This is a genomic window from Pseudomonas sp. GW458-11-26-14-LB4 (assembly GCF_059423925.1).
In genome coordinates this window covers 104756-127388 of sequence record NZ_JBWKYU010000015.1, presented here as the reverse complement: position 1 = coordinate 127388, position 22633 = coordinate 104756, and the positions used below count along the sequence as shown (strand labels likewise).

Here is a 22633-nt window from a genome sequence, read left to right as displayed (position 1 = left end):
GACATGAAAACTGCAACACTCGATAAAGGTGTCGTACTGCTTTTCGCCATCGCTTGCGGCCTCGCGGTGGGCAACGTGTATTACGCCCAGCCGCTGCTGGATGCGATGGCCGACGCCTTCGGCCTGTCGCCGGGCAGCATCGGTATCGTCATGACGCTGACCCAGGTCGGTTACGGCCTCGGGCTGTTATTGCTCGTGCCCCTCGGCGACATGCTCAACCGCCGCCGGTTGATCGTCACGCAAACGCTATTGTCCGCCGCAGCCTTGCTGATGATCGCTCTGGCCTCGAACAGCGCCTGGCTACTGATCGGCGTCACCCTGACCGGCCTGCTTGCCGTGGTCACCCAGGTGCTGGTCGCCTACGCCGCTACCCTGGCCGTCCCGGCACAACGCGGAAAGGTTGTGGGCGTGATCACCAGCGGTATCGTCGTCGGCATTTTGCTCGCGCGAACGGTGGCTGGGGGGATGGCTGATCTGGCCGGCTGGCGCTCGATCTATCTGCTGTCGGCGGGGTTGACGCTGGTGATGGCCGCGCTGCTGTTTCGGGTGTTACCCAAAGATGAAGACGCACGATCGACCACGCGTTACGTGGCACTGATCGCCTCAGTGTTCAGCCTGTTTCGTGAGGAACCGGTGCTGCGCCAACGAGCAATCCTCGCCATGCTCACCTTCGCCAGCGCCATGGTGTTGTGGACGCCGATGGTGTTGCCGCTGGCCGCCCCGCCGCTGTCACTTTCCCATAGTGAAATCGGATTGTTCGGACTCGCTGGCGCGGCAGGCGCACTGGCCGCGGCCAGAGCCGGACATCTGGCGGATCGAGGATGGGGGCAATGGGTCAGCGGCCTGTCGCTGCTGCTGATGCTGGGCTCGTGGCTGCCAATCGCACTCACCCAGTCTTCATTATGGGCACTGCTGCTTGGCGTCATCACCCTGGATCTGGGCTTGCAGGCCGTGCACGTCACCAGCCAGAGCATGATCTACAGCGTCCGCCCGGAGGCGCAGAGCCGACTGACCGCCGGCTACATGCTGTTTTACTCAATTGGCAGCGCCTTGGGCTCAATCGCCTCGACGGCCATGTACGCCTGGGCAGGATGGCCGGGCGTGTGCTGGCTGGGTGCCGCAATCAACACGGTCGCGCTGCTTTATTGGTGGAGCACCGTGGCCAAACAGAAACGTGGCGAGGCTGCTTGCGCCCTCGCCACGTCGGACTGACACACGATCAACCGCGATTGCGTCCCCGCAGCATGCTGTCGAGCACCTCGTCGCGGCGCACCCAGCCATGGAACAGCGCCGCCGCCAAATGCAGCAGCACGGTCAGGAACAGCAGATACGCCAGATACCCGTGAGCCTTGCGCAGCAACGCAAATACCTGCGCATCCGCCGGCACGATCGACGGCAATTGCAGCGACGTGCCAAGCATCACCGGATCCCCCGCCGCGCTGATCATCGCCCAGCCCAGCAGTGGCAACACCAACATCAGCGCATACAACAACAGATGAGAAGCCTTGGCCGCCATCACCTGCCAGCCCGGCAGATCCGCCGGCAGCGGCGGCTGACGGGTGCCGAGCCGCACCAGAATGCGCACGATCACCAAAGCGAGTATCGCGATGCCCAATGGTTTGTGCAGATTGATCAACCATTCATGCCGCGCCGACACCGAGGTCACCATGCCGGCGCCGATGAACAACATCGCGATGATCATCAACGCCATCAGCCAGTGCAGCAACCGCGCCAGCGGATTGAAATGAGTCGGTTGCGTGCTCATGGGCGAGCCTCCTTTTTGCCGGTTGGCAGTTGGCTGACTTCGCTGGTGCGACGCAGGTAGGAATCGGCGTAACCGGCCGAACGCGCGGCCAGCAACGGATCGTCGGAACCCTGAATGCCGGCCGGCAGCACCAGCGGATCGTAGTTGATGTCACGGCATTCGCCGCTGAGTTGCGGCTGGGTCTTTTCCAGCACCAGGGTGCCGGCGTTCAACACCTTGCGACCGGCGGGCCAGGTCTTGCTCGCATCGTTCACCGGATCGTCGGCGTTGGCCAAGGTGATGTTCAACTGAAAGCGCAGCGGCCCTTCGGCCAGGCGCTGCACCAGATCCTTCTCAAGGAAATCGCTACCTTCGGGCGCAGTCGCACCGGCAGCATCCTGGGCCAGAGGCGTCATGCTCCAGCGCACTGCTTGCTTCTTGCCGCTGGCATCCACCAGATAGAACGCGTTGACGCTGTTGTAGGTTTCCGTCGCGTAACTGGCCGAGGGTTTGGCGGTTTTTATCCAGGTCAGAAACGGCACGGCTTCCGGGTGTGAGGCAAAAAATGCCGGCACTTTGGTCGGATCCGGTTTACCGGTGGCGGGATCCGGCGATTGCGCCTGCTGCAACTGATAGAACGCCTCGGGCGTGCCGACCGGGAACACCGGCATGCTGTTCATCCCGGTGCGCCACTGCTGGCCGTTTGCCTGAGTGAAACGCAGCGCCAGACTGCGGATCGGTACGGCGCTGTCCGGCGCATACGGACTGCCGGCCGGCAACGCAAAGCGCCCGACCACCGGCGTGCGCGGCTCATTGAACACTTGCGCGACAGAATACGCGCGAGCCTCGCCGCTGCTCTCGAAATGTCCGATCACGCAAACACCTTTGGCGTGATTGCGACGAAAGCCGGGATGCACACCGTTGTTCTTTTCCAGCACATCGACCAACGCTTTTGGCGTCAGGCGTTGTGGGTCAAATGAACCATGGACGTAGGCAAACGCCCCGGCCAGGGCTGCGACCACTACGGCGATTCCGCCAAGACGCAACATCAGGTTCGCGGCACTCAGTGGCGGGCGTTGAGGCCCGCCGGGCGGTGAGCTGCGATCAACCATGAAAGACTCCAGGGCCATCGGCCATAGGGAAAGGTGCTATGAGACGCACGCCTCGTAGGATTATTCCCTCTGAACTGTAGTTTCTTTCATGGAGTGGCGTCGGAGTCCAATCGCGGCCGGCTAAATCTGATCGAAACGCGGCGCGCGTTTTTCCAGAAACGCCTGCATGCCCTCCTTCTGTCCAGGTGTCGCGAACAGGCCGTGAAACGAGCGTCGTTCAAACAGTATGCCCTCGCGCAATCCCGACTCTGACGCCCGGTCCACCGCTTCCCGGGCAGCCCGTGTCGCCGTGCGGGGAAATCCGCCGATGCGCTGTGCAATGTCCATGGCCTGCTCCAACAGGTGATCGGCGTCTGTCACCCGCGACACCAACCCTGCCTGCTCGGCCTCACGGGCGGACATGGTGCGACCGGTCAGTATCATGTCCATGGCTTTGGCGCGGCCAATCAACCGGGTCAGGCGTTGCGTACCGCCCATGCCCGGCATCACGCCCAGAGTGATTTCCGGCAATGCGAACTTCGCGGACTCGGCCGCCACGATCACGTCGCACATCATTGCCAATTCACAGCCTCCTCCGAATGCGAAGCCCGCCACCGCCGCGACTTTTGGCGTGCGCAGAGCGGCAAACGCATCCCAGCCGGCGAAATGGTCTTCCTTGATCATTTCCAGGCAGGACTTTTCGTACATCTCCTTGATGTCGGCTCCGGCAGCGAAATAATCCCGGGTACCGGTGATGAGGAAACATCCGACACCCGGATCACTGTCCAGCGGTTGCAAGGCCTCCAGCAATTCGCGCATCAGTGATGTATCCAGCGCATTTCGTGCGTGCGGGCGGTTGAGGCGGATCAGTACCACGGGGCCGTGTCGTTCAATCAATAGGTTCATCGCAATCTCTTTGAATAGCGGAGTGAGTGGAAAAACACCGACGCGCCGTCAGGAATCCCAGATCGCGCCGTAGGCCGGAATACCCCGGGATTCCATTTCCTCGACCACTCGCTCGGTCAGCTTCTGATTGGAAATACAGATCACCGCCTCCGCACCGCGGGCTCGAACGGCGGCATACGCCAGCGCCACCAGATCTGGTTTGCCCAACCGGTCGGTGTCCCAGATATGGGCATCGGGTTGTGCCTGCAGGATTTCCTCCACCAGCGCATCACCATAGGTCTCGCGCGGGCTGCGGGTGGACCAGATCAGGTGGATCGGCACCTGCCGCGCCAGCAGATGCGGCAGCACCGGCCCAATGCCACTGCCGGTGGCGACGTACACCACTGACTTGAACAGGGTTTCGATATGGGCGACGCCTGCCGTGGTGATGCCCTTGACCCAGACATGGCTCGGCGGCTGCTCGATCAGTTCACCGGTCCAGTCGCCGGCACGGGAAATGATCAGGCGAAAACCCTGTTCGTCCGGTGCAGGAATGTTGGCAAACGAGTGCCATTCCCACAGCGGATGGCGACTGATTGCGGTAGAGGATCCGGCGAACGGTGTGTGGTGATTGAACCGGGCAATCACCGCATGCGACGACGGTTTGACCAGCGTCACTGGCACCTTGCGCAGGCGCAGCCAGGGCAAGGCAATGCTGAGTGTCAGGAGCGGCAGCATCCAGAATGAAACGGACGTCAACAGTACTTGCGCCAAGTCGGCGCCAGGATGACGATCCCGGGCAAACACCAGCGTCATGCCCCAGAACAGCAGCAGCGCCGCCCAACCGGCGAACCGATGTGTGCGTTCGAAAGCGTTGTGAAACCGTGAGCGAATCCCCGGCAACGCCATGATCGCCATCAGCAGCAACAACCCCAGAAGCGCGGCGCTGATGGCCAGCAGCGTCAGCGAAACCCCACCTGCCCCGTCGGTCCTTTGCCAGATCATCGAGCCGAGCAGCGCAATGAACCAGACAATCGCGGCCATCGCCCCGCCACTGTGCAAACCGCCGAAGTGATAAACCTTGGCCAGCGAGCGACGAATCGCCAGCGGCCAACACGTGGGAGCCCGGGTCGCCAGCCAGAACAGCAGATTGATCAAGTATTGCTGACGAATCAGGATCGCCATCGACAGGTTCGCCAACACCAGCTGCGACAATGCCTCCAACGCAACCTCCGAGGCCGACCACCACTGTCCGACGGTGATCCCGTACACCAGCGCCCCGAGGTTCGCCAGCAACACCAGCGCAACCAGGCGGTTGTAATGTGAAAACAGCGGCAGCGTTCCCAGGCGCCGCCAGAGCGGACGTCGCGGTGGCAGGGCAAAAGCGTCGTCGACCTGACTCATTGCCCCGCCTCCTGCCGGGCGGCAGCGAGCTGCGCCTGATGCGCCTGTGCCCGCTCAAGCAACAAGCGTTTGTCGACCTTGCCCCTTGAAGTCAGCGGGATGTCGTCCACCGGCAGAATCATCGAAGGCACGCAGTAATAGGCCAGTCGTTCTTCGCAACGGCGTCGCGCCACATCGGTGTCCGTGGATGCAGGGAAGACGAAAGCCACCAGATGACGGTTATCGAACTTCAAGGTCACCGCGCGCTCGCAGCCCGGTGCGGACTCCAGCGCAGCCGACACCGAGTCCAGTTCAACGCGAAAGCCCCGGACTTTCACCTGATCGTCCACCCGGCCCAGGTGCTCCAGATCGCCGTCAGCAGTCCAGCGCCCCAGATCACGGGTGCGAAACATCATGCGGCCCTGTCCCAGAAACGGATCGAGGCGGTAACGCTCGGCAGTCAGGGCAGGATTGCCCAGATACCCGGCCGTCACACAGTCGCCACCGGCCCACATTTCGCCCTGCTCACCCGGCGCGCACAGTTGGCCCGTTTCATCCAGTACATACACGGTGTTGTTCGGCGTTGGCTTGCCGATCGTCAACGGGCCCGTGCCTCGGTAATGCTGCATGGTGTTGACGATGGTGGTTTCTGTGGGGCCGCAAGCATTGTAGAAATCGCAAAAGGACGCCCAGCGATCAGCCAGGGGCTGCGGGCACGGTTCGCCGGCCAGGGCCACCACCTTCACCTGACTGCAGCGCTCCGGATCCAGCGTGGCGAGAATCGATGGGGTCGCGATCAGCACGTCACACTGCTCGGCGGTTTCGGCAATGTCCTTGCCCCGGATCAGCAGCGTCGCGCCATGGGCCAGACAGCCGAGGATTTCCCAGGCGGCCATGTCGAAGGCGATATTGAGAATCTGCCCGACGTTCATGCCCGGCCGCATGCCGAGATTGCCGGGGCCGGTCAGCAGAATGTTGCAGACATTGCGCTGGGTCACCCTGACACCGTTGGGCTGGCCGGTCGTACCGGACGTAAACAACACAAAACACAGGGCATCCGGTGACGAAATGTCCTCCCCCACATTCACGTCATCGGCAGCCGAGCCCGGTGAGTCGATGAACGTATCCAGATGAATGCAATGCTGCCCGGCTGTCAGCGGAATCCCGTGGGCCAGTGTTGAAAGCGTCAACACCACCTGCGTCGAAGCAACCGACATGATGTGGCTCAACTGCGTGGCCGGAGTAATGCCGACATGCTGGGGAATATAGGCGGCCCCCACCTTCAAGGTCGCGAGCATGCCCACCAGCATCGGGATCGAACGTTCGACAAACAGCGCCACGTGATCGCCCGGGGCTACGCCATGACTCGACAACAATCTGGCCAACCGGTTGGCCTGGCGGTTCAATTCGCCATAGGTAAGGCTCTGCCCCTGAAAACGCGCGGCCACATGCTGCGGATGAGTCGCCGCCCGCGCTTCGATCGCACGGTGGATCAACGAGAACTCGGGCTCGGCCACCGGGCCGCAGCCGAATGTCCGCCAGGCGTCATAACCTTCGCTCGGTGTGGCTGGGGTATTCATTACGATTGCATGCATCTCAAACATCCCTTTTGCTCAAATCATCGTTTCAGCCGCTTCGTCCATCGATTGCCTGTTGGCGACATCGATGGCTGCTTGCGCTTGTCGGACGGGTTGAGCCGGGAGATTTGAATCCATTACACGCACTACAGAACGCGGCGAACTTTCCTACGTCGCCAGTAATGAAATCTTTCAACTCCTGGAATGGAATAAGCTGTGTCGAGAGGCGTCTTTCCTACCACTACCGCGCTTCTGGCCCAGAGCATGTCCCTGTCATGAATACACTCGACGAGCAATTACGCGATCTGATTCCCAGATTGCGCCGCTTCGCGCTTTCGCTGACACGCAACAGCAGCAGCGCCGACGACCTGGTACAGGCCAGCCTCGAGCGGGCACTGTCGGCTTGGGGCGAGAAGCGCGCCGACGGCGATCTGCGCGCCTGGCTGTTTTCGATCCTGTACCGGCAGTTTCTCGATGCGCATCGGCGCTCGCGGCGTTATGCGCGGATGCTCGAATTCTTCACCGGCCGCGATGACGCCGAGCCCTCGGTGGAACGCACCGTGATTGCCCAATCGACCTTGCAGGCTTTCGACCGACTGCCCACCGAACAGCGCGCGCTGCTGCTGATGGTGTCGGTGGAAGGCCTGACTTATAAGGAGGTCGCCGAGATTCTCGACGTCCCCACCGGCACCGTGATGTCGCGCCTGTCCCGTGCTCGCCAGGCCCTGCGCCAGCTCAGCGACGGGGAAATCAGCAGCCCTTCCTTGCGGATACTCAAATGATCAGTCTGCCCCCCAACGAACGTGACCTGCACGCCTACGTCGACCACCAGCTCAGCGAGGCCGACCGGCATGTGCTGGAAACCTGGCTCGCCAGCCATCCGGACGAAGCGGCGCAGGTTCGCGCCTGGCAACAGGACGCCCAGCACCTGCGCGCCGCCCTCGGCGGTGCCTTGCAACAACCGGCCAATCCGGACCTTGATCCGTCGCTGATTCGCCAGCGACTCAAACGCCAGTCACGCCGCCAGTGGGCCAGCGCGGCGGTGCTGCTGATTGCCGTCAGCCTCGGCGGTGTCGGAGGCTGGAAGGCCCGGGACATGACTGTGTTTCATCCCCCGGCACCGATGACGGATGCCTTGCAGGCGTACCGTTTGATCGCCCAGCAAGGGCTTCTGCCGGCGGACTACAAGGTCGATGGTGACGGCGACATCCAGCGTTGGCTCGACCGTTATTTCACTCAGGCCAATCGCCTGCCGGACCTGACGTCGGCCGGTTTTGCACCGGTCAGCGGCCGTCTGCTGAGCACCGATGAAGGCCCGGCGGCGATGGTGATGTATGAAGACCAGAGCGGGCACAAGGTGAGTTTCTACGTGCGCCCACCGGGACCTAAAAATACCTTTCTGCCCCGGGGCAGCCGCCAGGACGGGGATCTGCAGGCCGAGTACTGGTCCGGCAAGGGCTACAACTACGCAATGGTCAGCCCGACCGATACCCCGGCGGCGAAAATGCTCAAGCAATCCGTGAGTTTCTAGCCGGTTCAGAACCCCACATCCAGCACCACATTGTCCAGATAGGTTCCAGCGGGCGGTGTGGTCTGGTCGGTGTAGATTTTCGCGTTGTAATTGAAGATCTGGCTGCCGGTGCCCAGCCCGTTGCCGGGGTTGACCTCGGCATCGCTGCTGGCCCGACGGGCCGCGCCGACACTGCCCCAACGGGTGGTCCCGGCGCTCTTGAAAATGTCGTAGGCCAGATAGTTGCTGCCGGAAATCATCCGCCGCCGTCCGCCGACACTCAGCGCATTCTGCCCGTCGTTCAGCCCCACGGTGTAGGCACTGCCCTTGGTGCAGGCGAGGTTGATGGTCTGCCCGGTCACCGGGGTGAACGCACTGACCACCGGCGCGCTGCCGAAAGCGATGTTCGGGGCAGTGATGGTGCAGTCGTTGGACACCGTCAGGTTGACCGTCAGTGTCGTGGTACCGCTGTTGATGTCGCGGCCCAGGCAAAGCCCGCCGACACCGATGCCCGAACAATAATTCCAGTTCCAGAAAATGCTCAGGGTCTCGGTATACACCCCCGCCGCCACATTGCTGCCGATGGTGGTACCGAAGTACAGCGGAACGGTTTTCGGCACCGTACCGCCCAGCAAACCCAAGGCATCGATAATGCCGTTGCGGGCGAAGTCATAGGCGGTGCCACGCGTCAGCGGGTAACTGGTGCTGTTGTTGGCGTAGATCGTGTAACCGATCACGTCGCCGGTGGGCCCGAGCAAACCGCTCTGGGTCGAGGTAACGGTGGCCCAGAAATGGTCATTGTTGGTCAACAGAGACAGCAGCGAACCGGTGCAACTCAAGCCTCCGTTCAGGGTAGAACTGGGTTGCGAGGTGGTGCGCACGGCGATCGAACTGATGTTCCCGAACCCGGCCGGTGTGGTGGTGACCACCGAACACAGCGCCTGCGCCAGTCCCGGCAACAGCAACAGCAGCCACAAAACAAACCGCGCCCGGATCATTGGCACACCAGCGGGCCGATCAGCGGCACTTCATCCTGCTGCAGGTCGACGCTGAATTGCGCCTTGCAGGTCTTGCCGTCCGCGAGAGTCACCCGCAGCGAATTCTGCGCCTGAAGATTTTCCAGATAGACCAGCCCATCCCAGCCGACCACCGTCCGCATACCGCTCTGCTCGTGCAGCACGCCGCAGCCCAGCGGCAATTCCTTTTGTTGCGCGTCCACCAGCACGATACTCGCGGCGATCACCCGGCTCAGCGGAAACTCCAGCAGATAGCCACTGCCCCGGCGCACCGCTACACGCTGTTCGACATTCGGGCTGCGTACGTTGGCCGGAAGGTTCAGCGGATCGATTTCGTACTTGCCGCGGTAATAGGCGCTGCTCCACGGCACCAGCAAGTGGCCGTTACGGTCGGTCTGGCCGACCTGCTGGTTCTCGTAACGCACCGGAATGTCCGCGTAGCCGTCGGTGCTGACCACCACGAACGCATCGTCGATGCGATTGGCAGCGAACACTTGATCATCCATCCACACCAGCGAACCGCTGGCATCGGCCCAACGGGTTTCGGCGTCGGACGTGCCGTAGACGCCCGCCTGCAATTGCACCGATTGCAGGCGCCAGGTCACGTCGGCCTGGCGGTAATCGGCGCCGTCGCCCTTGGCGTAGCCGAGATTGAAGCCCACCCCGCCCTCGGACGGTACGGCGCGGCTGTAGTTGACCCGCTGCTGCGTCTGCCCGGTCTTGCTGCGTTCGCTGCTGATGGCCAGGCTGCCGCGCAGGTCGAACGGAATCACCAGTTGCGCCTGCACCGCCCAGTTGCTGTCGCCGATTTCGCGGTTGGCCGACAGGTAGAAACTGCTGTTGCGCCACAGCGGTTTGCTCCAGCTCAGGTTGAGCAACCGTGTGCGCGTTTCGTCTGCCGCACGAATGTCGAAATACCCGACGCCGAGACTGCCCCAGCGTTCGAGGTTGAGGCTCAGGGTCGCCTGCTCACTGCGCTTGCTGAGTGTGGTGTAAGGGCTGTCGACCACGGTCAGGTCGGCGTAACGGTCGCGGCGTTGCAAACGCTGATAGGAAAAGCTGTAGCGTTGGCCGCTGTATTGATAACCGAGGCTCAATTGCTGACCGCCATCGCCGTCGAAACGACTCTGGCTGATCGCGCTGTTGAGCACCCCGAAATTGCCCAGCCGCAAGTTACCGCCCAGCCCGCCGAGCGTCAGGGTATCCGCCGCCTCGGCGTGACTCTCCAGAGTAAAGGTGTCGCTGACGCCATAACGCAAACTGCCCGAGGTGACGCCCGGCCCATAGCTGAAATCCTTCAGGCCGTAATTCCGGCGTAGCGTACCGGCGGCCACCGAAAAATCGCTCAGGCCCTTTTGCAGCAGGCTGCTGGTGACATAGAACGGCACCGTGGTCGACACCTGCCGGCCCAGCGCATCGGTGGTCACCACCACCGCCTCACCCGCGCCGTTGATAAACGGAATGTTGGTCAGGGTGTACGGCCCCGGTTGCAGGTCGGTGCTGCTGGATTTGTAGCCGTTGATGAACAGATCCACCGAGGACGGCACCGCCGCTTCCCCGGCAAATTGCGGTAGCGGATAGGTCACCAGATCCGGACGCACTGCAAAATCCCTTGAGAACTGCACACCGCCCAGCCGCACCGAACTGCTCCAGGGCAAGGCGCCGCTGACCACGTCCCCGGCCTCGTAGGTCAGCATCCGTTCGTCATCGGAGTAACGCCAGGTGGTGTCGTAACGCAGATAACCATTGTCCAGCGTGCTGACCGCATCTCCCGACAACGTACGGCGATATTGCCCGGTGTTCGACAACGTGCCCCAACTGTCGAACACCCGCACTTCGTTCCACGCCGCCAGATAGGTGCCGGCGTCGTCGGTGTCATTGAGGTACAGGTCATAGTTGAACAACGCGCCGAAACTGCTCAGCGCCGGGGTGCGCGGATAGACTTCACGGTTGCCGATGAACTGCTCCGGCAGCCAGTCCGGTGGCACGTCGAGCAGCAGTCGCTGGCTGACGCTGTCGTAATCGCTGTGCAGGCCCGGCAGGCCGTCTAGATCGACTTCGGCACCGGCCTCTTCCGGCAGCTTCATGCCGGTGTCGCGCAATACGCTGGCCGGCAGGAACAGGCGCCCGCCGCGCTGCTCCACCGCCACCACCCGACCGGTATTCATCTGGTTGACCACCAGTTCCAGAAACAACTGTGCATCGCTGACGGCCTCCATGCCGCTGGGAGGCGGCGGCAGTTCGCCGGCCCCGGATGGATGAATGAACATCAGGCACCACGCGCCGGTCATGAGCCACAACGGACGCTGAATACGGCGAGCCCATCCTGGACTCATTAGCGTGTTACGTCCGTCAATGGACTGATTCCTCCTGAAACCGCTGGCGCCGAAGCCTGATCACTTCGAGATGACTCGCTACGGCTATCGCGCCGGCGGAATGCTCTGCACCTTTGCCGCGCCATTGATCCGCCCGGCCAGTTCCCCCGTCACCGGTCCCGGTGCCGGCCAGCGCATTACCGCACCGGGCAATACGTAGCCGAGCAATCCCTCGGCCAGCGGTTTGCTTTGACCGCCCTGTGTGACGGCCACATCGGTCAGCCGCGCATGAACTGCGCCCTGATTGCGCACTTCCACGTATGGATGGCCCTCCACCGCCACCGTGCGCCAGCTCAGTTGCGGCAGGCCGATACCTTTGGGGTCACGCTGACGGGCGCTGTCTTCCTTGCTCCACAAACCCGCGCCATAGGCGAACAGCGGCACCGAGTAGCGCATCTGGAAGCGGATCGCCGCAGCGGTCTTGCCGTCTTCGGCAACGGGGGGCTGAGCCGAGGGGATTTCATCGATGATGATCCGGTACGCCAGTTCCTGGCCTAGCGGCACGTCCTTAGTGCGGGTCAGGCGCACCAGTTGCTTCTGGCCCGGCTCGATCTTCGCCACCGGCGGGCTGCCGATCACCTCGCGCTGATTGCGGTATTGCTCTTCGAAACCGCTCTGGCTCCAGCCGAACACGCGGATCTGCAGGTTGGCGGTTTCCGTGCCGCGATTTTCCAGCCACAGCGCACTGGCCTGCTGATCGGCCTCCAGCACCGGATCGATCGGCCAGATCAGCACCGAACTGGCGGCCTGGGCCTTGAGCGTCCCGAACATGACCAGCGCCAGCACGGCGCAACAAACGGACGAATAGCGTGACGTGAAAAACCCCATAAACCTGCTCCTTGTCATTTCACATCACCACGACAGCTGCACCTGCAACACATCGCTGTATGTCCCCCCGGGCTGATTGCCCGGCAATTGCACCTGACCGTAGATCGGCAGACTGATGTTGTTCGCGTCGCTGTAGGCCACCGCCACACTCTGGCCAATGCCCAGGCTCTGGCTGTACGCCGCATCGCGAAACAGCGCATACGCCACCTTCGCGCTGCCTCCACTGATCTGCATGCGTCGCCCGCCGCTGTTGTACTGGCCGCCATCGACCGTCATGTTCAGCGCCACCCCCGGCGTGCATTGCAGCGTGACGCCACCGGTCAACGCGACCTGCACCGTGCCGGTGGCCAGCGCCGAACGCGAACCGAAATTCAGCCCGCCATAGTTCGATACGCCCCCCACCACCAGACAACCCGGTGTCACCGTGGCACTGACCTGGAAGCTCTGGCTGGTCACCGCCGCCAACGGCAGCGGCAAGCTGCCCGCACACAGCAGAAGCAGCGCCGCACAGCGATGTCGGCCCATGACACTAGAACGTCAGTTCAACGGAAATCGTGTCGGTGTAGGTGCCCGCCGGCAGCCCGGCCTTGCCCACCGCCTGACCGTAGATGTTCACGGTCTGCGCCACACCGGTGCTGGCGGCGAGGTTGATCACCCCGTCGATGGCCAGCAATTGCGAGTGCCCGGCGTCGGTGTACAGATCGTACGGCACATAGTTGGCAACCCCGTCGTACAACGCGCGGGTACCACCCGGCGAGAGCCCGTCATGGGCGCCGGCCCGGACCTTGACCGTCGGCGTGGTGCCGGCCGAGCACAGGATCGACAACGCCCCGCCCCCGCCGCCCAGCACCTGCCCGGTGGCTGTGGTGAACAGGCTGTTGGCGGTGCCGAAGTTCAACGCACCGAAGTTCAGCCCGGTAGAACCGCCGGAACCGTTGACCTGGCAACTGCTGATCAGGATCAGGCTGGAGGTGATCTGGCCGGTGACCGTGGTGGCGGCATTGACGCTGGAAGCGAGCGTCAGGCCGAGCAACGACAAACCTATCCTTGATGCAATCGTACGCATGGTGTCCGTCCTCTACGGGGTTACCAGTCGAGCGTCACCGTCAGGGTGTCGGTATAGACACCGGCCGGTACCGCACGGGTGTTCGCCACCACCGAGCCAAATACCGGGATGGGTATCTGTGCGCCGCTGGTGACAGCGAAATTGTGTTGTTGACCGATGCTGTAGCTCTGGCTGCCCGAGGCATCGAGGAACAGCTGGTAAGGGAGCGTCTGGCGCCCGTTGCTCAGGCGGCGTGTGGTGCCGTCGCCATGGGCGCCACCGTCGATGGTCACGGTAAACCCGGTGACCGAAGGATTGCAGGCGACATTCAGCTGGCCGCTGCCCGCTTCGCTGAGACTGGCCTTGATCGGTGCGTTCCAGGTCGGGCCCTGCTGGCCGAAATCGAGAGAGCCCAGCCCATCCACCGGGCTGGCGGGGCTGGTTGCGTTGGTCACTTCGCAGCCGGCAATCAGCGTCAGCCGCGCAAGGATCTGCCCACTGACTGCCGCTGCCGCGGTCTCGGTGAACAACAGCAATGTGGCTGCGGCGATTACCCGCCCGTGTCTGCCCATCATTGAGCCCCTACTCCTTCAGGATCACTCGACCACTGCGCTCGTCATTGAACGCCCTTCCCTGCGCCACCCGGCTCAACCGGATGGCTGAAAAAACTCCCCGATCACCAGGTGACCGTCACCTTCACCAGATCCGAATACCGGCTGACCCGTGGCACCTCCGCCATCCGCTCGATCCGCCCGTATAACGGCAAGTCCACCGTGCCGCTATCCGGCACCCGGCCGCTGACCGGCACGTCTACCACCAGCGGCACCCGCCGTGCGGCGTCCTGATACAGGCGATAAGGAATCGGCTTGCTGCCGGCCTCCCCCGCCATATAACGCACCTCGCCAACGCCACCGTGCAGGCCGCCATCGACGCGCAACTGGTACGGGGTGTCCGGATTGCATTCCAGACGCGGCAGGCGCGAATTGGTCAGCGCCGCACCGAGTGGCCCGTCCCGGTCGCCGAGCCGCGCCGTGGTGCCGAAATCGAGCACGCCCAGTTGCTCGATACCGGCCTCGCGTTGCTGGCCGATCAACTGGCAACCGCGCTGCACATCGACCCGCACCTCGACCTGAAGGTCGGCGGCGTGGACCGGTATCGCGAGCCCGCCCAGCAATGCCCAGACCATCCCTGCATTCACCGCCCGTTCCTTGATGGCGACAGCGTCTCTGTCGTTACAGTGTTTCAGGTTAGCAACGCACGCCGATTGCGCCAGTCGATTGGATCCAGTTACCCGCCGGGATTTGTTTCGAAAGGTTGGCAACACGTCGATTTAAAGTGTTGAAAAATCCTGTACACGCCGCAGATTGCTCTGCGGAAAAACGACAAGGCGCAGTGGAAGCAAAACTATCCGTCTGGTTAAACTACCCCGCCGCGCTCGCGGGGAGCCGGCCCGATGATGACGGAGTGAATGCAGTGCCCGCCCGACCGCCCGAACGTTCGCGTCTGACCCAGCGCTGGTCAGCCTTGCGCCATTTCTTCGGCAAACGCTCCGTCACAAACGCGGGCCAGTGCGCCGCCAGCGCGCAATCGGTGCGTGACTATTTCCGGCAAAAGGCCCACGGCCAGGGCTACACCCTCAGCCACAGCCAGCAGCGGGTCATCGACTGCATGGCTCATCAGGCCGGTCTGTTGTTCGGCACCCCTGCGCAAACCCCGCCCAGCCTGTATCTGCACGGAGCGGTCGGGCGCGGCAAGAGCTGGTTGCTGGACGGATTTTTCCAGGCGTTGCCGATCGAGCAAAAACGCCGCCTGCACTTCCACGGGTTCTTTGCCCAGTTGCATCAGGGCATGTTCGAGCACCGCGACCGCGATGACGCCCTCGCCGTCACTCTCGATACGTTGCTGACGGACTGTCGGGTGCTGTGTTTCGACGAATTTCATGTACATGACATCGGCGATGCGATGCTCATCACCCGTCTGTTCAAGGCGCTGTTCAAGCGCGGAATCCTGTTGCTGGTGACCTCCAACTACCCGCCCGAAGGTTTGCTGCCCAACCCGCTGTACCACGCGCGGTTCAAACCGGTAATCGACCTGATCAATGCGCGCATGCAGGTCATTGAAGTCGGTGGCCCGCACGATTACCGCAGCCAGGCGCGTCGTCACGCGCATCAGGTGTTCACTCAGGGCCATTACGTCTGGCCGGCCAGCCCGGCGCAGCGCCAGGCCTTGAACCTGCCGCCACTCGACGCCACGCCGTTGCCTCTGGCGGTCGGCAGCCGGCATTTGCAGGCGCGGCTGTGCGAAGACCGGCGCATCGGTTTCACCTTCAACGACCTCTGCGAACAGCCCACGGCGGTGATGGATTATCTGGAACTGTGTCGACGCTTCGACCACTGGATCATCGACGAACTGCCGGAGCTGGGCGAATGTTCGATCGCCGCCCAGCAGCGCTTTATCAACCTGATCGACGTACTCTACGACCAGGACAAACACCTGACCCTGCTCGGCCAACTCCCCTTACACGAAAGCCTCGGCGGCCAGGCCATCGATCTGGCCCGCACCCGCAGCCGGCTCGGGCAATTGCGCGAAGTGCACGAACGGGGCTGATTTGCCGTTATCATGCGGCCCATTTCCGGCGCCCCGCGCCTTCTCGAAAGCGATCCTTTTCATGCACACCCTTGCACAACTGCGCGCTGGCGAACTGTCGGGCATCACCCGGCTGGATCTGGCCGAAGGCCTGACTGAATTTCCGCCGGAGATTTTCAACCTGGCCGACACGCTGGAAGTGCTCAACCTCAGCGGCAATGCCCTGAGCAGCCTGCCGGACGACTTGCATCGTCTGACGCGCCTGCGCGTGCTGTTCTGCTCCGACAATCGGTTCACCCAATTGCCGGCGTGCCTGGGCCAGTGCCAGACGCTGTCGATGATCGGTTTCAAGGCCAACCGCATCACTCAGATACCCGGCGCGGCGCTGCCGCCGCAGTTGCGCTGGCTGATCTTGACCGACAACGCCATCGAAACCCTGCCCACGGAACTGGGCGAGCGCCCGTTGCTGCAAAAACTCATGCTTGCCGGCAATCGCCTGCGCACCCTGCCGCCGTCACTGAGTCAGTGCCATCGGCTGGAGCTGATCCGCATCGCCGCCAATCAGTTGACCGAGTTGCCGCAATGGCTGCTGACCCTGCCAAGCCTGACCTGGCTGGCCTACGCCGGCAATCCGCTGGAAACCGAAGCCGATGCCGCCGCCCTCGACAAAGCGCCCCTGATAGACTGGTCGGCGCTGCAGCTGGAGCAACGGCTGGGCGAAGGCGCTTCCGGGGTCATTTACCGGGCGCAGTGGCAGCCTGCGGATCAGCAGGCCACGCCAGTGGCGGTCAAGCTGTACAAGGGTGAAATGACCAGCGACGGCTCGCCGCTGCATGAAATGAACGCGTGTATCACCGCCGGGCTGCACCCGAACCTGATCCGCGTCGAAGGCCGCATCGACCAGCATCCCGATGACCAGCAAGGCCTGGTGATGCAGTTGATCGATCCGAGTTACCGCAACCTCGCCGGGTTGCCGAGCCTGGCGTCCTGTTCACGGGATGTGTATGCCGAGGATTGCCGTTTCAGTGCCGATGTTGCCCTGCGCATCGCCCGGGGCATTGCGTCGGTCGCCGGGCATCTGCATCGTCACGGCATCACCCACGGTGATCTCTACGGACACAACATTCTGTTGAACGATCAGGGCGACTGTCTGCTGGGGGATTTTGGTGCGGCGTCGTTCCATGCCACGGCGGACACGCCTGAAACCCGTGCACTGCAACGCCTCGAAGTGCGGGCGTTCGGGATTCTGCTGGGGGAACTGCTGGCGCGCACTGACTCGGGGTTGAGCGATGAACAGCGTCAGGTGCTGGAAGACCTGGAACAGCGCTGCTGTCAGCCGCAAGTGCTGGCGCGGCCGGGGTTTGGCGAGATCAGTCTGGCGTTGCAACACGCCTGAAAAAAATCGCAGCCCGAGGGCTGCGATTTTCTGGTGTGTCAGCCGGCCAGACCGACGAACATGTCCTGCACGTCGTCATGGTTGTCCAGGCCTTCGAGGAACGCCTCGACTTCAGCCATCTGCTCGTCGCTCAGGCCGCTGACCGGGTTCTTCGGCTGGTAGCCCAGTTTGGCCGACAGCACGGTGAAGCCTTGTTCCGGCAGGGCTTTCTGCACGGCATCGAGGTCGGTCGGATCGGTCAGGAACAGGGTCGCGCCCTCTTCGCCCGGCTCGAAATCCTGGGCGCCGGCTTCGATCGCGGCCATCTCAGGATCGGCGTCCGGGGTGTCCGGCGACGCTTCGATCATGCCGACATGGTTGAAGTCCCAGGCAACGGAACCGGAAGCACCCAGTTGGCCCTTGCGGAACGCCACGCGGATTTCCGCCACGGTGCGGTTGATGTTGTCGGTCACGCACTCGACGATCAGCGGCACCTGATGCGGTGCGAAACCTTCGTAGGTCACGCGATGGTATTGAACGGTTTCGCCCAGCAGGCCAGCACCCTTCTTGATGGCGCGGTCCAGGGTTTCCTTGGGCATCGAGGCTTTCTTGGCCTGTTCGACCACCAGACGCAGGTGTGCGTTGGTGGCGGTATCGGCACCGTTACGCGCAGCAATGGTGATTTCCTTCACCAGTTTGCCGAAGATCTTGCCCTTGGCGTTGGCTGCCGCTTCTTTGTGTTTAACCTTCCACTGTGCGCCCATTACTCACTCTCTTGATCTGTGGCGCCGAGACATCTATTGGCCGACGCATGGCGCCAAGTTTATACGGCCTAAAGTCGGCAATCGACCAAAAATTCCGATGCGCATCGACATCTTCTACGCGCCTTGTAGGGCGATTCTGAAAAACCGGTTTGCCACGTCCATTCAACGTCGTGTTTTCGTACCCTCTGTGGCCCGTATTGCCTGAACAGAGCCCGCCCGAATGCTCAATGACAAGGAAAGTCCGTTTTCGCTGACCCTGGCCGAAGGCGGGATAAGCCTGCCGGTCCTGCGCTTCAGCGGTCATGAAGCGCTGAATCAGCCCTTTCGGTTTGAAATCGAAGTCATGGGCCTGGCACCCGCCTGGTCACCCGGCACGCTGCTGCATCAGGCGGCGTTTCTGCATCTGGATGACGACCACGGGATTCACGGCATCATCCAAAGCGCCAGTTGCGAACACCGCGCGACGCACCGGATCGCCTACCAACTGGTGCTGATGCCGCATCTGCAAGCGCTGGAGCAACATCCCGTACGCCGGGTCTTCACGCAACTGAACGTGCCGGCCATCCTTGAGCAACTGCTCAGCGAACATCACCTGCCTGCCCACAGCTACCGGATCGAGATGACCGTCGGCCACTACCCGCCGCGGCCGTTCTGCATTCAGTACGAGGAAACCGATCTGGCCTTTGTGCAACGGCTTTGTGAGGAGGAAGGCATCCACTATCACTTCGAACATCAGCCGGACGGCCATGTGGTGGTGTTCGCCGATGACAGTCTGAGCCTGCCGCAGCAACCGACGGCGATTGCTTTCAACACGCAGATCGATGCGCCGGCAACCGGCCTCAGCAGCCTGTTCCAGCGCCATGAGGCGGTGCTGCCTCAGATTCCTGCCGGCGTGCGTGAGCGAGGGCATTCGATTACGGGCCAGGAGGCCGCCAATCACACGCTGGGCAGTCCCGTCGCCCCACCGGGATTTCTGCCGACTGCACAACGTCACGCGGCCCAGCGCAGTCGTCGACTGCTGGAACGCCAACGCTGCCGGTCGCGCTCGATTCAGGGCCGCAGCGATTGTCCGCGACTGCTCAGCGGGCGTCTGTTGCAAGTCATGGAGCACCCGGTAAACGCGTTCAACGAGCAGTGGCTGATCACCGATTTGCGTCATCAGGGCCAGCAACCTTCGATTCTCGATCCCGTGCCGACGGTTCGTCGCTATCACAACGACTTCACCGCGCTGCCCTGGTCGACCCCGTTTCGCCCGCCGCCGAAACAACCGCGCCCGGGCATTCCGGGGTATCAGCCGGCGCAAGTGCTTGGCGCGCCGGGGCAACCGGCGCAGGTGGACGATCAGGGACGGATCGCCGTGCGGTTATGGCCTGACCAACCTGATGCCAGCGCCAGCGAAGGACTGTGGTTGCCAGTGGTCATGCCCCACGTCGGCGGCGGCCTGCCTCGGGAAGATCTGCCCTGCGCCGGCAGCGAGGTCTGGGTGAGTTTTCTCGACAGCGATCCCGACCGGCCGATCCTCTGCCTCGACGTCTGCCGACCCCGACCGGCACAGCCGAAAGAAACCGAGCCCGACGACGACCTCTTGCTCGACTGGCTGCTCAACCGCTCCGCCCCGCCGCGTTGACGATCAACCTTTGTCGGCCTTGCCCGCCGCCGCCGCGAATTTCGCCAGACGCACATCGAAGTGCCGGGGCCGCCGACCGTGATCCTCGGCGCGCTCCTTGCGGCGAATGGCGTTGCGCACCATCAGCGAGCCGAGGTAGCGGATCGGCTCCGGCGGAAAGTAACCCAGCGGCCCGTTGACCAGCGGCGAACGCGTCCACGGGTTGTCGAGGCCCTGCACCAGCGAAGCGAGAATCTGCCCGCCCATGTGGCACGGCCCGACGCCACTGCCGGAATAACCGAAACCGTAAAAGACGTTGCCGCTGGCACTCATCTGGCCGAAGAACGGCAGGCCGGTGACCGAGCGATCCGAAGGGCCGTTCCAGGTGGCGTCGACCTTCACATCGGCGAACGCCGGGAAGAAGTCATCGAGACTGCGCTTGAGCAATCCGGTATAGGGCGATGGCTGGTCGAACACCGGCAGCATCCGCCCGCCGTAAGCGAAGGTATTGCCACCCTTGCCGAGCATGATCCGGCCGTCCGGGGTGTTGTGGTAGTAATGCACGAAAATCCGCGAGTCGAGCACCGTGACGCCGCTGGTCAAACCGATTTCCTGCAACAGATCCGGACGCGGTTCGGTGATCAGCATGTCGCTGGAAACGATCGCCACGCTACGCTCGAACTGCGGAAAAGCACGGGCCATCCACGCATTCATCGCCAGCACCACGCGGTCGGAGGTCACCCGGCCGTTCGCCGTGTGAAGGCGCGCCGGGCGGCCCTCCTCCAGCCCGGTCATCGCCGTGCCTTCATGAATTCGCACGCCCAGTTGCAACGCCACCCGGCGCAAGCCGCGCACCAGTTTGCCCGGCTGCACACTGGCGGCGGCCGGCGAGAACCAGCCCTCCAGATGTTTTTCCGAACCGGCCATGCGCTGTACATCGGCGACCGGCCGTTGGGTAAACGAGTTGATGCCATTGCGCTCCAGCGCCGCAATCACCGCGTCGGTGGAGCCGCATTGCGCGCGGTTGGTGGCGGTGTAAAGCGTGCCATCAAGTCGGTAATCGGCATCGACGCCGTACTGCTCGCAGAACTCGCCGATGGCGTGGATGCTGCGCTCCGACTCCTTGACCAGCCGCACCGCCTCTTCGACGCCGAACAGCCGCTCGAGGGTGAAATACTTCGCCGACCACGACAACGCACAACCGCCGTTGCGCCCACTGGCGCCGGCACCGCAGATGTCGGCTTCGATCAGCACCACATCGAGTTCGGGGTTCTGCTGCTTGAGCATGATCGCCGTCCACAACCCGGTGTAACCGCCGCCAACGATGCACACGTCGGTGCGCACATCGCCTTGCAGCGGCGGGCAAGGTTCGGACGTGTCGAGCTGCAAAGCCTGCTCCAGCCAAAACGGTCTCATGAAAGTTCTCCAGTCAGTCGGCCACGGCACAGCCTGCCGCGAATGCCGCAGCAGGCCGCGAGGCAGGGTTTATTCAGTTACGCAGGGGTTTGATGGTCAGGGCACGATTGGGCACGTAGGCACGTGGCTCCATGACGCCGACCGGGCGGCTGTTCCAGTGCGGAATCAGCACCAGCGCCGAGAACAGCGCACAACCGGCGAACACGATGAACACCGTCACTGAGTCGAAGTAGCCCGGCAGCAAACCTCCGAGCACTGCACCGACCGAGCCGCAGCCGTTGACGAATCCCGCCGCCGTGGCGCCAGCCTTGGCCTTGCCGAAATCGATCGCAGCCGCGCCGCTGATCATCGAGTCCGGGCCGTACAGGGTCAGGCCCATGACGAACAACAGTGCGACCACCAGCATCACGCTGCCGGTGTGCAAGGCGCCCATGAACAGCGCAAGGGTCACGGTCAGCGCCAGCAGACTCAACACGCAGGCCGGCATGCGTCGGGCACCGAACAGTTTGTCCGAGGCCAGGCCAATCATGATCGGCCCCAGCAGTCCGGCCAGTTCAAACGCGGTGGGAATGATCGCCGCGCCGACCTTGCCGACCGAAGGCATCTGTTCGAACACGATCACCGGCCCCCACAGCAAAATCGCGTAACGCGCCGGTTTCAACAGGAAATACGCCAGCCCCAGCACCAGCACCGTGCGGTTGCGCAGGATTTCCTTGAGTGGCTCCCAGACGCTGAGTTTGCTGTTGGCTTCGGCCTCTTCGGCGCTGATGACCGGCTCCGGCTCCACGGCGGGCAGGCCAACGTCTTCTGGTTTGTCACGCTGAAAGATGAAGAACAAAACCGCCACCACCGCGACCACCGCCGCGCTGGAAATGAACGCCGCGTGCCACGAACCGATCAGCGTGTACGCCCACCAGCCGGCGAACGGCGACGCCACCAGACCGCCGAATGCATAGCAGGAACTCCACAACCCGAGCACTCGCCCGCGTTGTTCGGAGGGGAAGAAACTGCCGAGGTTCTTGCACAGCCCCGACCAGCCGGTGGACTGCGCCAGCCCCTGAATCAGCATGCAGGTGGCGAAGATCGGCAAGGTTGCGAAGCTGCCCATCACCAGCGCCGCCGCGGCGGAAATCAGCAAACCACCGAGCACCACAACCCGCGGGCCGAAGCGGTCGGCGAGCATGCCCCAGGTGAACTGGCCGATGGCGTAGGCCGCCAGGTAAATCGCGTCGAGGTTGGCCATGGCCATTTTGTCGAGGGTGAAGCTTGGGTCTTCGGCGATGCCCAGTTTGGCCACCGAAAAGGCTTTGCGGGTGAAATAGAACGCGGCGTAAGCGAGCCAGGTGACAGCGAAGATCTGCATGCGCCAACGCGCAATGGTGCCGATGTGCTTGTTCATTGTGGTTCTGACCTCAGGGTGTGAGTGTGCCGG

The 22633-nt window shown here is 63.0% G+C and carries 21 protein-coding genes; 6 read left to right on the top strand and 15 right to left on the bottom strand.

Features of this window, described 5'->3' with window-relative positions; all coding sequences use genetic code 11:
- Positions 1-3 precede the first annotated feature (3 nt).
- On the top strand, positions 4-1212 hold the full coding sequence (locus AC07XZ_RS20165) for an MFS transporter (protein WP_102687155.1): 1209 nt from the start codon (positions 4-6) through the stop codon (positions 1210-1212).
- A gap of 7 nt (positions 1213-1219) precedes the next feature.
- On the opposite strand, the gene AC07XZ_RS20160 is transcribed toward AC07XZ_RS20165, so the two are convergent.
- From AC07XZ_RS20160 to AC07XZ_RS20140, 5 genes are all read right to left on the bottom strand, one after another.
- Positions 1220-1765, bottom strand: coding sequence for a cytochrome b (locus tag AC07XZ_RS20160; RefSeq protein ID WP_011335009.1), 546 nt, complete (start codon positions 1763-1765; stop codon positions 1220-1222).
- Positions 1762-2856, bottom strand: coding sequence for a catalase family peroxidase (locus AC07XZ_RS20155; RefSeq protein WP_102687154.1), 1095 nt, complete (start codon positions 2854-2856; stop codon positions 1762-1764). The genes AC07XZ_RS20160 and AC07XZ_RS20155 overlap by 4 nt, the downstream gene beginning before the upstream one ends.
- A 120-nt stretch (positions 2857-2976) precedes the next feature.
- Positions 2977-3741, bottom strand: a complete 765-nt coding sequence (locus AC07XZ_RS20150; protein WP_102687153.1) for an enoyl-CoA hydratase-related protein — start codon at positions 3739-3741, stop codon at positions 2977-2979.
- Between the two features lie 48 nt (positions 3742-3789).
- The gene (locus AC07XZ_RS20145; protein ID WP_102687152.1) at positions 3790-5124 is read right to left on the bottom strand and encodes a hypothetical protein; all 1335 of its coding nucleotides are present in this window, start codon (positions 5122-5124) and stop codon (positions 3790-3792) included.
- On the bottom strand, positions 5121-6683 hold the full coding sequence (locus AC07XZ_RS20140; protein WP_102687179.1) for an amino acid adenylation domain-containing protein: 1563 nt from the start codon (positions 6681-6683) through the stop codon (positions 5121-5123). The genes AC07XZ_RS20145 and AC07XZ_RS20140 overlap by 4 nt, the downstream gene beginning before the upstream one ends.
- Positions 6684-6955: 272 nt before the next feature.
- Here AC07XZ_RS20140 and AC07XZ_RS20135 point away from each other — a divergent pair, with 272 nt between their 5' ends.
- Positions 6956-7462 (top strand): RNA polymerase sigma factor, encoded by a 507-nt coding sequence (locus AC07XZ_RS20135; protein WP_085745937.1) that lies wholly within the window; start codon positions 6956-6958, stop codon positions 7460-7462.
- Positions 7459-8211 (top strand): anti-sigma factor family protein, encoded by a 753-nt coding sequence (locus tag AC07XZ_RS20130; RefSeq protein WP_102687151.1) that lies wholly within the window; start codon positions 7459-7461, stop codon positions 8209-8211. Before AC07XZ_RS20135 ends, AC07XZ_RS20130 begins: the two co-directional genes overlap by 4 nt.
- Before the next feature lie 5 nt (positions 8212-8216).
- Here AC07XZ_RS20130 and AC07XZ_RS20125 read toward each other — a convergent pair whose 3' ends face one another.
- From AC07XZ_RS20125 to AC07XZ_RS20095, 7 genes are all read right to left on the bottom strand, one after another.
- Positions 8217-9188, bottom strand: a complete 972-nt coding sequence (locus AC07XZ_RS20125; RefSeq protein WP_011335013.1) for a Csu type fimbrial protein — start codon at positions 9186-9188, stop codon at positions 8217-8219.
- Positions 9185-11542, bottom strand: a complete 2358-nt coding sequence (locus AC07XZ_RS20120) for a fimbria/pilus outer membrane usher protein (RefSeq protein WP_102687150.1) — start codon at positions 11540-11542, stop codon at positions 9185-9187. Before AC07XZ_RS20120 ends, AC07XZ_RS20125 begins: the two co-directional genes overlap by 4 nt.
- An 84-nt stretch (positions 11543-11626) precedes the next feature.
- Positions 11627-12409, bottom strand: coding sequence for a fimbrial biogenesis chaperone (locus AC07XZ_RS20115; RefSeq protein WP_102687149.1), 783 nt, complete (start codon positions 12407-12409; stop codon positions 11627-11629).
- 24 nt (positions 12410-12433) lie between these two features.
- On the bottom strand, positions 12434-12934 hold the full coding sequence (locus AC07XZ_RS20110) for a Csu type fimbrial protein (RefSeq protein ID WP_085745932.1): 501 nt from the start codon (positions 12932-12934) through the stop codon (positions 12434-12436).
- Positions 12935-12938: 4 nt separating this feature from the next.
- Positions 12939-13475, bottom strand: a complete 537-nt coding sequence (locus AC07XZ_RS20105) for a Csu type fimbrial protein (protein WP_007951533.1) — start codon at positions 13473-13475, stop codon at positions 12939-12941.
- Between the two features lie 20 nt (positions 13476-13495).
- Positions 13496-14029, bottom strand: coding sequence for a Csu type fimbrial protein (locus AC07XZ_RS20100; RefSeq protein WP_085745931.1), 534 nt, complete (start codon positions 14027-14029; stop codon positions 13496-13498).
- Between the two features lie 101 nt (positions 14030-14130).
- Positions 14131-14640: a Csu type fimbrial protein gene (locus tag AC07XZ_RS20095; RefSeq protein WP_102687148.1), complete on the bottom strand. Its 510-nt coding sequence runs from the start codon at positions 14638-14640 to the stop codon at positions 14131-14133.
- Between the two features lie 287 nt (positions 14641-14927).
- Here AC07XZ_RS20095 and zapE point away from each other — a divergent pair, with 287 nt between their 5' ends.
- Both zapE and AC07XZ_RS20085 read left to right on the top strand, forming a co-directional pair.
- Positions 14928-16061, top strand: coding sequence for a cell division protein ZapE (gene zapE, locus AC07XZ_RS20090; protein WP_102687147.1), 1134 nt, complete (start codon positions 14928-14930; stop codon positions 16059-16061).
- Between the two features lie 61 nt (positions 16062-16122).
- Entirely contained in the window at positions 16123-17436 is a 1314-nt protein-coding gene (locus tag AC07XZ_RS20085) for a leucine-rich repeat-containing protein kinase family protein (RefSeq protein WP_102687146.1), read from the top strand.
- Positions 17437-17474: 38 nt separating this feature from the next.
- Here the strand turns inward: AC07XZ_RS20085 and AC07XZ_RS20080 are convergent, their stop codons facing one another.
- Entirely contained in the window at positions 17475-18179 is a 705-nt protein-coding gene (locus tag AC07XZ_RS20080) for a YebC/PmpR family DNA-binding transcriptional regulator (protein ID WP_007961154.1), read from the bottom strand.
- Positions 18180-18399: 220 nt separating this feature from the next.
- Here AC07XZ_RS20080 and AC07XZ_RS20075 point away from each other — a divergent pair, with 220 nt between their 5' ends.
- Positions 18400-19806: a type VI secretion system Vgr family protein gene (locus tag AC07XZ_RS20075; RefSeq protein ID WP_102687145.1), complete on the top strand. Its 1407-nt coding sequence runs from the start codon at positions 18400-18402 to the stop codon at positions 19804-19806.
- A gap of 3 nt (positions 19807-19809) precedes the next feature.
- Here AC07XZ_RS20075 and AC07XZ_RS20070 read toward each other — a convergent pair whose 3' ends face one another.
- Both AC07XZ_RS20070 and AC07XZ_RS20065 read right to left on the bottom strand, forming a co-directional pair.
- Positions 19810-21201, bottom strand: coding sequence for an FAD-dependent oxidoreductase (locus tag AC07XZ_RS20070; RefSeq protein WP_085745926.1), 1392 nt, complete (start codon positions 21199-21201; stop codon positions 19810-19812).
- Between the two features lie 73 nt (positions 21202-21274).
- Positions 21275-22600: an MFS transporter gene (locus AC07XZ_RS20065; protein WP_007951542.1), complete on the bottom strand. Its 1326-nt coding sequence runs from the start codon at positions 22598-22600 to the stop codon at positions 21275-21277.
- Positions 22601-22633 lie beyond the last annotated feature (33 nt).

What these genes read in the sequence shown, in the direction of transcription:
- AC07XZ_RS20115 (WP_102687149.1), bottom strand. Translation starts at nt 12,409, where the DNA reads ATGGGGTTTTTCACGTCACGCTATTCGTCCGTTTGTTGCGCCGTGCTG.
- AC07XZ_RS20085 (WP_102687146.1), top strand. Translation starts at nt 16,123, where the DNA reads ATGCACACCCTTGCACAACTGCGCGCTGGCGAACTGTCGGGCATCACC.
- AC07XZ_RS20110 (WP_085745932.1), bottom strand. Translation starts at nt 12,934, where the DNA reads ATGGGCCGACATCGCTGTGCGGCGCTGCTTCTGCTGTGTGCGGGCAGC.
- AC07XZ_RS20165 (WP_102687155.1), top strand. Translation starts at nt 4, where the DNA reads ATGAAAACTGCAACACTCGATAAAGGTGTCGTACTGCTTTTCGCCATC.
- AC07XZ_RS20095 (WP_102687148.1), bottom strand. Translation starts at nt 14,640, where the DNA reads ATGGTCTGGGCATTGCTGGGCGGGCTCGCGATACCGGTCCACGCCGCC.
- AC07XZ_RS20120 (WP_102687150.1), bottom strand. Translation starts at nt 11,542, where the DNA reads ATGAGTCCAGGATGGGCTCGCCGTATTCAGCGTCCGTTGTGGCTCATG.
- AC07XZ_RS20065 (WP_007951542.1), bottom strand. Translation starts at nt 22,600, where the DNA reads ATGAACAAGCACATCGGCACCATTGCGCGTTGGCGCATGCAGATCTTC.
- AC07XZ_RS20140 (WP_102687179.1), bottom strand. Translation starts at nt 6,683, where the DNA reads ATGAATACCCCAGCCACACCGAGCGAAGGTTATGACGCCTGGCGGACA.
- AC07XZ_RS20105 (WP_007951533.1), bottom strand. Translation starts at nt 13,475, where the DNA reads ATGCGTACGATTGCATCAAGGATAGGTTTGTCGTTGCTCGGCCTGACG.
- AC07XZ_RS20160 (WP_011335009.1), bottom strand. Translation starts at nt 1,765, where the DNA reads ATGAGCACGCAACCGACTCATTTCAATCCGCTGGCGCGGTTGCTGCAC.
- AC07XZ_RS20130 (WP_102687151.1), top strand. Translation starts at nt 7,459, where the DNA reads ATGATCAGTCTGCCCCCCAACGAACGTGACCTGCACGCCTACGTCGAC.
- AC07XZ_RS20145 (WP_102687152.1), bottom strand. Translation starts at nt 5,124, where the DNA reads ATGAGTCAGGTCGACGACGCTTTTGCCCTGCCACCGCGACGTCCGCTC.
- AC07XZ_RS20135 (WP_085745937.1), top strand. Translation starts at nt 6,956, where the DNA reads ATGAATACACTCGACGAGCAATTACGCGATCTGATTCCCAGATTGCGC.
- AC07XZ_RS20125 (WP_011335013.1), bottom strand. Translation starts at nt 9,188, where the DNA reads ATGATCCGGGCGCGGTTTGTTTTGTGGCTGCTGTTGCTGTTGCCGGGA.
- AC07XZ_RS20075 (WP_102687145.1), top strand. Translation starts at nt 18,400, where the DNA reads ATGCTCAATGACAAGGAAAGTCCGTTTTCGCTGACCCTGGCCGAAGGC.
- AC07XZ_RS20100 (WP_085745931.1), bottom strand. Translation starts at nt 14,029, where the DNA reads ATGATGGGCAGACACGGGCGGGTAATCGCCGCAGCCACATTGCTGTTG.
- AC07XZ_RS20070 (WP_085745926.1), bottom strand. Translation starts at nt 21,201, where the DNA reads ATGAGACCGTTTTGGCTGGAGCAGGCTTTGCAGCTCGACACGTCCGAA.
- AC07XZ_RS20080 (WP_007961154.1), bottom strand. Translation starts at nt 18,179, where the DNA reads ATGGGCGCACAGTGGAAGGTTAAACACAAAGAAGCGGCAGCCAACGCC.
- AC07XZ_RS20155 (WP_102687154.1), bottom strand. Translation starts at nt 2,856, where the DNA reads ATGGTTGATCGCAGCTCACCGCCCGGCGGGCCTCAACGCCCGCCACTG.
- AC07XZ_RS20150 (WP_102687153.1), bottom strand. Translation starts at nt 3,741, where the DNA reads ATGAACCTATTGATTGAACGACACGGCCCCGTGGTACTGATCCGCCTC.